The sequence below is a fragment of the Vibrio sp. 1978 genome (assembly GCF_033344345.1).
In genome coordinates this window covers 1-643 of record NZ_JAWPOP010000592.1, presented here as the reverse complement: position 1 = coordinate 643, position 643 = coordinate 1, and the positions used below count along the sequence as shown (strand labels likewise).

Annotated in this window: 1 protein-coding gene; it reads right to left on the bottom strand. The window is 44.9% G+C overall.

The genetic code is table 11. The features are described 5' to 3' along the window. Nucleotides 1–643 (bottom strand): efflux RND transporter permease subunit (locus R8N49_RS28010; RefSeq protein WP_318190555.1); only part of this gene is annotated, 643 nt, incomplete at both ends.

Here is a 643-nt window from a genome sequence, read left to right as displayed (position 1 = left end):
AATCCTAAATAGAATCGCAAACATTACTGGTACAACAATCAATGTTAGTACCGTTGCAAAACCAAGACCTGCCATAATCGTAATCGCCATTGAGCCAAAGAAAGCGTCAAACACGAGTGGAATCATCCCTAGAATCGTTGTCAGCGCCGCCATGCTTACTGGACGCACACGGCTGATCGCGCTATCTACAATCGCAAGATACGGATCTTTGCCAGACTCTAATTCCAAGTTAATTTGATCAAGTAACACAATGCCGTTTTTCAAAATCATCCCGCTCAGGCTCAGCAATCCAAGGAATGCAGTGAAGCTGAATGGCATGTTAGTTGTCAGTAGACCGAACGCCACACCAATAATGGAAAGCGGAACCGTAAACCAAATCACCAACGGTTTTTGGATTGAGTTAAACAGTAAAATGGTGATGATGAACATCAACAAGTAGCCCATCGGCAGAGAACCAAATAGCCCTTCTTGCGCATCTTTCGATGATTCGTATTCCCCACCCCAAGTAATTTCGTACCCTTCAGGGATGTGTAAAGCCATCACTTTTGGTTGTACACGAGCAAACAAACTTGCCGCCGTATCATCACTCAATACATCGTGGTCAGCCAACACCGTTAAGGTACGTTTTCTGTCTCGGCGTTGG